Here is an 8698-nt window from a genome sequence, read left to right as displayed (position 1 = left end):
TCCCTGCAATCTCAAATGCCGCCGCAACCGGAAAACTGACTCCTGCTCAATCGCTTAGAGCCTTGTTCACGGACGACGACTTAGTTCGCGCGCCCCACGCGCAGAGCCGACGTGCATGCAAATGTATCGGCTTGCCGCGGAACGCTCAGTTCTCAGGAGGCTGCAGGGGACTGTCGGCCCATTTGCGAGCCGCGGGATCGCGCAGCGGATCCCCTTCCTCATGGCCGGATATACATTTCCCATGCGAATCGTCGTTCCACACGCCTCTCCTCACCGGACGCACATTGCCGATCGAACGGAAGACCGCCTCGAGAGCTAGTCTAACGGTCCGAATAGCTGCTCGGATTCTTGCAGCACTGCTGGTCATAACGCGTTTCCGGCATTGTTTGCATCAAGTCTTACAGCTTCTCGAGGAAGGAGAGATCGGTCGAGAGTTTGAAGCTGCTTTGACCGGATGACACCAGGAGTCGATGTTTTTCAAAAGATGCTTTCCGCTGGCAGACATTTGTGCGGGAGACCTATCGTCAGACCACCATCAACCACGATTTCCGATCCGGTTAGATAGGAGGACTCGTCGCTTAGCAGGAACAACACGGCGTGCGACACTTCTTGGGGGTGGGCGGCCCGCCCGAGTGGAATCGGAAAGCGATAGCCATCCTGATTCCTGCTCGTCGGGCCGGTGACCAAGCCGGGATGAACAGAGTTCACTCGGACACCCGACGCCGCCGCCACCAGGGCGGCGGACTTCGTCAGACCCCGAACCCCGAACATCGAGGCGACATAGTCATTGAGCCCTGCACTACCGCGCAGCCCCTCAGCCGATGAGATGTTCACGATCGAGCCGCCGCCAGCGCGGCGCATCGCCGGGAGAGCCGCCTGCATGCCGAGGAACACACCAGTCAGATTGACCGCCAAGGTTTTGTTCCACTGCTCGAGCGAGAGCTGCTCGATCGGCGCAAGGCTGTAGATGGCCGCGTTGTTGACTAGGCCGTTCAGCACGCCGAAGCGACTTTCTGCGCTCGCGATCGCGTTGCCCCAATCCTCCGGTTCTGTGACGTCCTGACGCACATATAGAGCCGACGTGCCAAGTTGAGCCGCGAAGAGTTCTCCTTCTTCCTCAAGAAGATCACCGATCACCACTCTTGCGCCCTCGTCTACCAGCAGGCGGGCATGAGCGGCCCCCATCCCTCGAGCCCCGCCCGTGACCAGAATGACTTTTCCCTTCACGCGCCTCACGACACGCCTCCATTCGTTTGTTGGGTAGCGGCAGTGTGGTGTTTTTCAGCCACCAAAAAGAATTCCCCGATCATGCTGGCCATTTTCGAGAGGCGAGGCTCAAACGCAAGGTGAACACGGCGGTCTACGCGGCGTTTGCGCGATCCGTTGGGAATGATTGTCGGTCGGTCCCTCCCGGTCCGTTGCATAAACCGAGATGTGGCCGTGCGTTACGGACGAAGGTTAGAAGCCAATTGGACCCCTGATCGTGATCAGTCCGGCATGCCTGGCACTGCATCCCGAGAAGGCTTCCAGCCGGCCGAAGTCCGAGCTCATGCTTGCCAAAGGCCCCCAAGCTTCCAAGAGCTACCGTTTCGCTTTTTGTTCAGAACCGGAACCGTGTCCATTGAGCGCCGCAACCTTTAGGATGTCATGGTCCCGCTCGTGACAACTCTAGATTCTCTTTCTCAACGATCTTCTCTTCTCGGGTCTCTGACGTTGCGGAGCTTCAAATCGAAGACATTGGAGGAGTCATTAGTCGACCTTGCTCCGATCTTTGCAGTCGATCGTTGTTCCGCCACAGCTGGGCCTCACCTCGCGGGCAGCGCTTTCAGCAAGATGGGTTTTCCCTGTGCCGCTGGCCTTGCGGATCCGCCGGCGCTCAGAGCAACTCTGAACCTAATCTCCTCCCGATTTAATATATCAGCCGAAAGCGAGCTGTTTGAATTTTCGCGAATGTGGTCCCGTCCGCTGGTCTGATACTTCCACGCACTTGTCAACGGGACCTATGCGCGCAACCAAAACATAGCTCTTTGTTCGAGGAGGTGGGCCTACCGCTTTAGGTAGTCGCCGCCAGGACGATCGTCGACAAGAGAACCTTTGCGACTGGAAGCTTAAGCCCTCGATTCGTCTCTGATGATGCCGCATCGATGCGGTCATGGCGCGGGTCGCCTTGGAACGTCATGGCGCTCCTGCGGCCGTGACGAACGTTTGGCGGACCGGATGACCCCCTCTTTCGCAAGAAGTGCCATGTCCACACGAGTCAAGGCTTCGTCGATCAAGAACATGCGCTCAGCTTCTAAGCGGCATGATACTTGTCCTTAGATATGCCGCAGCGTCGAAGCCCTGGTGCTTGAGCTACTGTCACACACTTGCGCACTCTCCTAACGAGATGCAATCTGCCGTCCGGCCTGACTGGGGCAGCCAAAATCCCTTTGGAATTCCGATAGGTGAGTTCGGCATTGACCTTCGTTCATCCTAAATCTCCATTTTGAGTTCTAGCCGGTTCGCTGGGCCAAGAGGACTGCCAACCTCCACGAGGGAGGCTCTAGGGCGGAGGGCGAACCCTTAATGGCGTTGCGACCGGAGGAGCACTCAACCGAAGTGTCGCGCGCCATGGAAAACTGCCCCCTCTGCGTCACGAGGAATTGCCCCTCCTCGAATAGCTGAGGAGAGAGTGAATGAAGCGGGAACGAATCACTGAAGGCTCGCCGTGGAATGATCCACGGGGGCAGGTGATGAAGACGCCGGATGACGTGGCGGAGATGATGCGCCTGAGGGCGTGCGGATGGGGTGTGAAGCGGATTGCGCGGCAGCTGGGCTGCAGCCATCACACTGTGAAAGACTACGTTGCGGCGGGCGGTGTGAAGCCGTTCAAGTCGCCTGAGCGGAAGAAGCAGCTCGACGGCCTTGAGGGCTGGCTGCGCGAGAGGCTCATTCGGCATCGCGGCAATGCCGATGTGGTGCGCCAGGACCTGTTGGCCGAGAAAGGCGTGGCAGTCAGCCGGCGGACGCTGCAACGCGCCGTGCAGCCCTATCGCCAGGCGCTGAAGGCGGAGGCGCTGGCGACGACGCGGTTTGAGACGCCACCGGGTCAGCAGCTGCAGATCGACTTCGGGGAGCGCCTGGTCGAGATCGGAGGGGCGAAAGTCAAGGCATTCGTGTTCGTGGCGACGCTCGGGCACTCGCGACGGCTCCATGTGCGTGCGTTCCGGGCCGAGAGGCAGGAGCATTGGTTCGCCGGGCTCGAGAGCACATTCACGACCTTCAGCGGTGTGCCGGAGGAAGTGCTGATGGACAATCCACGCGCACTTGTCGTGCGCCACGACGCGGTGAGCCGGTCGGTTCAGTTCAACGACAAGCTTATAGCCTTCGCAAAGCATTGGGGCTTCCGTCCTCGCGCCTGCGCGCCATATCGGGCGCGCACGAAGGGCAAGACGGAGAACGGCGTCGGCTACGTGAAGAAAAATGCGATCGCCGGTCATTCCTTCCCAAGTTGGGAAGCATTCGAGGCGCATCTCGACAGATGGGAGCGTGAGGTTGCGAACGTTCGTATCCACGGCACGACCGGCGAGGCGCCGATCATCCGCTTCGCGCGTGAGGAGATACATCGGTTGAAGCCGCTCGGAGGGCAGCCGTCGTTCGGATCGTTGCGTGAACTGACCCGCGTCGTCGGCAATGATTGCGCCGTCGAGATCGAGACAGGAACAGCTACTCGGTGCCGTGGCGCCTTATTGGCGAGCGCGTGGCGGTAACGATCGCGGCCGGCGAAGTCCGGATCCGCCATGGATTGCACCAGGTCGCAGTGCACAAGCAGTCCGAGGGACGCCGGCTGCGGATCGTCGACGCCGCCCATCTCGACGTGCTGTTGCTCGGGCCACCCGGAGTCGGCAAGACGCACTTGTCGATCGCGCTGGGGCGAGAGGCGATCCTGGCCGGGGACACGGTGCAGTTCACCACGGCGACGACGCTGGTCGCAGGCCTTGCCAAGGCGCATGGCGAACGGTGTAGAAGTTCCATTTAATCTGACAGATTGGTTTGAACCGGTGGGAATGGAGCTGCGGGGCGAGCGGGAGCGCTCACCCGGACGGGCGCTCCCGCGCTGCCCCGCAGCGTCTCGCACAGGAGATGCAACCATGACACAAGAGCAGAAAGTCATTCGCGCGCTAAGGTCGGGGTGTTGGAACTGGCCAAGCAACTTGGCAATGTCAGCCAGGCCTGCAAGATGATGGGATATAGTCGCGACAGCTTCTACCGGTTCAAGGAGCTGTATGACAAAGGCGGCGAACTGGCGCTTGCTGAGATCAGCCGCAAGAAGCCGATCCTGAAGAACCGTGTTGCGCCTGAGATCGAAGCGGCCGTGGTGGCGCTGGCGATCGAACAACCGTCCTGGGGCCAGGTGCGGGTTTCCAAGGAGCTGAAGAAACAGGGCTTGTCGATCTCGCCATTCGGGGTGCGGGCGGTCTGGTTGCGCCACGATCTGGCGAACACCAGGACGCGGCTCAAGGCGCTCGAAGTCAGGATGGCGCAGGAGGGCTTTGTCCTCACCGAAGCCCAGGTCGTGGCGCTGGAGAAAGCCAAGACCGAGAAGGAGGTCCACGGCGAGTTCGAGAGCGAATGTCCCCGTTATTGCGGCGCCCAGGACACGTTCTATGTCGGCAACATGAAGGGCGTGGGCCGCATCTATCAGCAGACCTTCATCGATACCTACACCAAGGTGGTCTTCGCCAAGCTCTACGACCCCAAGACGCCAATCACTGCGGCGGAGATTCTGAACGATCGGGTGCTGCCGTTCTTCGAGGAACACGGCATTGTGCTGTGCCGGGTGCTGACGGATCGCGGCACCGAGTATTGCGGCAATCCCGAACATCACGACTACGAGCTCTACCTCGCCGTCGAGGACATCGATCTTACCCGGACCAAGGCCAAGAGCCCGCAGACTAACGGAATCTGCGAGCGCTTCCATCGAACCGTGCTTGATGAGTTCTATCGCGTGGCGTTCCGCAAGAAAATCTATCGCACCATCGACGAGTTGCAGAATGATCTCGATGGTTGGGTGACGGCGTACAACAAAACGGGCCCGCATCAGGGACGATGGTGCTATGGAAAGACACCCATGCAAACCTTCCTTGACGCACTGCCCGTTGCGAGGGAGAAATTGCTGCCGGCGGCCTAGCGCCGGACACAAAAGCTTCGTCGGACACCCACCACGACGAAGAGCCAGTTGTCAGGTCAAGTGCATACTTTTACACCGTAGAGACGATCTTCGTCGGTAAAGGCCGTCTCTACAATCGCCGCTTCCTGCAGATGTGCAGCCACTATCTGGTCGATCCGGTCGCCTGTACGCCAGCGTCGGGCTGGGAGAAGGGCCAGGTCAGAACCAGGTCGGGCTGGTCCGGGAGCGCTTCTTCACGCCGCGGATGCGGTTCAAAAACCTCGACGAGTTAAACGCCTGGCTGCTCGACAAGTGCATCGCCTACGCCAAGGCTCATCGCCATCCGGAGCTGGCCGATCAGACGATCTGGGACGTGTTCGAAGCCGAACGCCCCAAACTCGTTCCCTATGCCGGCCGCTTCGACGGCTTCCATGCGGTGACGGCATCGGTCTCGAAGACCTGCCTGGTGCGCTTCGACAACAACAAGTACTCGGTCGCAGCCAATGCAGTCGGACGACCGGTCGAGGTTCAAGCCTATGCCGATCGCATCGTGATCCGTCAGGACGGACGCATCGTTGCGGAGCATCCACGATGCTTCGGACGCGGCGAGACCGTCTACGACCCCTGGCACTATGTGCCGGTGCTGGCGCGCAAACCCGGTGCCTTGCGCAACGGTGCACCCTTCAAGGACTGGCCGGCAGCGATCGGGCGGATCCGGCGCAAGCTTGCCAGCACCGACGATGGCAATCGGCAGATGGTCGACATCCTTAATGCGGTGCTGACTGACGGTCTGTCCGCGGTGGAAGCGGCCTGTGCCGAAGCGCTCAGTCACAGCGTCCATTCCGCCGATGTGGTTCTCAATATCCTGGCCCGTCAACGTGAACCCGCCCCACCGGCCAACATCATGACGCCGGCCGCACTGACGCTCCGCCATGCACCGATCGCCGATTGTGCCCGCTACGACAACCTCCGGAGGACCATCTGATGGAACGAACCCAAATCTTCGACCTCATGGGCGAACTCAAGCTCTACGGCATGAAGGCTGCCTTCGACGAGATCATGGCAACTGCCGTCAAGCGCCAGCACGAACCTCAGCGCATTGTGGGCGACCTGCTCAACGCCGAGATCAACGAGAAGCAAGCCAGGTCGATCAAATACCAGCTCACCATTGCCAAGCTGCCGCTTGCCAAGGACATCGCCGACTTCCAGTTCGATGGGACGCCGATCAATCAGACTCTCGTCAATGATCTCGCTGGCGGCGGCTTCATCGCCCAACAACGCAACGTCGTGCTGGTTGGCGGCACCGGCCAGGCAAACCCCACCTCGCCATTGCCATCGCCAGAAGTTGCATCCGCGATGGCGCCAGAGGACGCTTCTACAACGTCGTCGACCTCGTCAACCGGCTCGAGACCGAGACCCGCAACGGTCGGCAGGGACGGCTCGCCGAGCATCTGACCCGCATGGACTTCATCGTTCTCGACGAGCTGGGCTATCTGCCGTTCGCGCAATCCGGCGGTCAGCTCCTGTTCCATCTCATCAGCCGGCTCTACGAGCGCACCTCGATCATTGTCACCACCAATCTTGCGTTCGGCGAATGGCCCAGCGTGTTCGGCGAGCCGATGACTTCATGATGCCTCCTTCTTGGAACGCTTGGTGCGTCGTACCCGGTTGCGAAGCTGAGTGATTTGTTTGTCCGAGAGCTCGATCTGCCATGGCTGGCCCTTGGCCAATTGATGACCCGCCAGCAATCCGCGCGCGAGATAATCGAACACCGTCTGCGGGGTTACTCCAAGCTCAGTGGCCGCGCCCTGAATCGAGAAGCTCCCGTCGGGCCAGCGCATTGGGTTCTTGTCCATGCCGTTGATTTTGACGGTGGGAATGCCCCAGCGGGTACGTAATACCCAGACGTTCTCGCCTTTGAAGGCGCAGCCTCGGGCCGCGACGAAGCCTTCCTGATTGAGTATCGCCGCGATCTCGGCATCCATTTTGTGTTCAGCATTCAACTCGACGATCCGTCGCCGCAACCGATCAATGTCGGTGTAATCGCGGTAGGTGTGAACGCGCCGTTGTACGTGATGCTCGCTGGTTGCGCCGGTCTGCCAGACGATCTTGAGCCACACTTGACCTCGGGTCCGCTTCTGATCAAGAACCACTTCGCGGATGAGAAATCGCAGAATGCGCTTGCGATCGGCTGCCGACGTGGTGGCCGCGTTCCAAATCCGTGGCAGGTTCTCGCCGAGTGCTTGTAGCCCGGCGCGTTCCGCCGGGCCAATCAGAAGCGGCTCTTGTACGCGCCAACGCGCATGCTGCTGCGCGACCGCCTCGACGACACGCAGCTTCTCTTCCCAAGCCCGCTCAAGTGAGCGCGCCACAAGACGGTTCTCGGGTTCTACGGCGTCATACTGACGCCGAGCGCGCTCGGCCTCGTAGCGGGCGCGCTCCACGCGAAGCACCCACTGGCGCTCGAGCTGACGGCTCTCCTGCTCCAGTTGGCCTGCCGCCGCGAGCGCGATCTCAATCTGATCCGGCACCAGGGCATCGAGGACCACCCGCTCGACCAGCGCGTCAACGGCCAAGGCCCGGACTTCCTGACACAGTGCACTGCCTTGCTGGTCCCGATCCGAGCGGCAGCAATAGACCGGATAGTCGGCATTCGGGCCAGTGTAGCGCATGCTCATGCGCCGTCCGCAACGGCCGCAGATCGCAATTCCTTGTAACAGGGCGGCCCCCTTGCGCGGTACGCCAGAATGTCCTGCCTCATAGCGGAAGACGTTATCTGCCAGTTGCCCCTGATTGGCCATGAACTCCTCCCAGCTGATATACCCTGGGTGAGCGGCGTGGAGGCAAACCGCCCAATCCCCGATCGCCACCTTGACCGTTCCCGTCAGCGATCCTGGCCGGCATCGGCTCGGATCGTTTTGCCGTCGGCCATAAACGTATGCCCCAGCATAGGCCGGATTTTGAAGGACGCTAAGGACGCGTGCACTATCTGGCGCCCGCCAGACGATCTCATGTGGAGATGGTCCAAGCAGCGGTCGAACCGGCAAGGACAATCCGTTCCTGTCCAAGTAACGCATCACACGGCGAGCGCTTTGCAGTTCCCGGAATTTGGCGAACACGAGGTGAAGGCGGGCCTGCACCTCCTCATCGGGATTGAGAATAATTGTGCCCGCTCGATCATAGGCGAGCCCGGCTGGCAGGGGCAGCCGCAGTTCGCCGCGCGCCGCCTTCTGGCGTTCCCCTTGGTGAAGGCGCATTCGAAGCTGATGCAACTCCGCCTCGCTCATGATGCCGGACAAGCCCAACAGCAGGCGGTCGTGGTAGGCGCGCGGATCGTAAAGCCGCTCGCCATCCGCAATGAGCACGCCGAACACCGAGCACAGCTCGAGAAGCTGATGCCAGTCGTTGCGGGCCAAGCGAGAAGCGTCGAGGCTCACCACGAGACCGGCGTTGCCAAGGCCGATCTCGGCAATGAGCTTCTGGAAACCATGACGATCCACACCGCCAGCACCGGATTTGCCCAGATCCTCATCAATGACCTGGACGCGC

General features: G+C 60.7%; 2 protein-coding genes and 4 pseudogenes. 4 read left to right on the top strand and 2 right to left on the bottom strand.

Going from position 1 to position 8698, the window contains the following annotated elements; all coding sequences use genetic code 11:
• Nucleotides 1-477 precede the first annotated feature (477 nt).
• Nucleotides 478-1236, bottom strand: a complete 759-nt coding sequence (locus tag AC0L3P_RS38715; RefSeq protein ID WP_473309273.1) for an SDR family oxidoreductase — start codon at nucleotides 1234-1236, stop codon at nucleotides 478-480.
• 1439 nt (nucleotides 1237-2675) lie between these two features.
• On the opposite strand from AC0L3P_RS38715, the pseudogene istA reads away from it, so the two are divergent.
• The 4 pseudogenes from istA to istB all read left to right on the top strand — a co-directional run.
• A pseudogene (gene istA / locus AC0L3P_RS38710) lies at nucleotides 2676-4018 on the top strand (IS21 family transposase).
• 112 nt (nucleotides 4019-4130) lie between these two features.
• A pseudogene (locus AC0L3P_RS38705) lies at nucleotides 4131-5170 on the top strand (IS481 family transposase).
• A gap of 77 nt (nucleotides 5171-5247) precedes the next feature.
• Nucleotides 5248-6125, top strand: a pseudogene (locus AC0L3P_RS38700) (Mu transposase domain-containing protein); the annotation flags it as partial.
• Nucleotides 6126-6133: 8 nt separating this feature from the next.
• A pseudogene (gene istB, locus AC0L3P_RS38695) lies at nucleotides 6134-6759 on the top strand (IS21-like element helper ATPase IstB); the annotation flags it as partial.
• A 15-nt stretch (nucleotides 6760-6774) separates the two neighbouring features.
• Here istB and AC0L3P_RS38690 read toward each other — a convergent pair.
• Nucleotides 6775-8698 (bottom strand): recombinase family protein (locus AC0L3P_RS38690; RefSeq protein ID WP_473309272.1); only part of this gene is annotated, 1924 nt, incomplete at its 5' end.

Source organism: Bradyrhizobium sp. WSM4874, assembly GCF_055811835.1.
The sequence above is the reverse complement of the archived record's forward strand: the minus strand, read 5'-3'. Positions and strand labels throughout refer to the sequence as shown.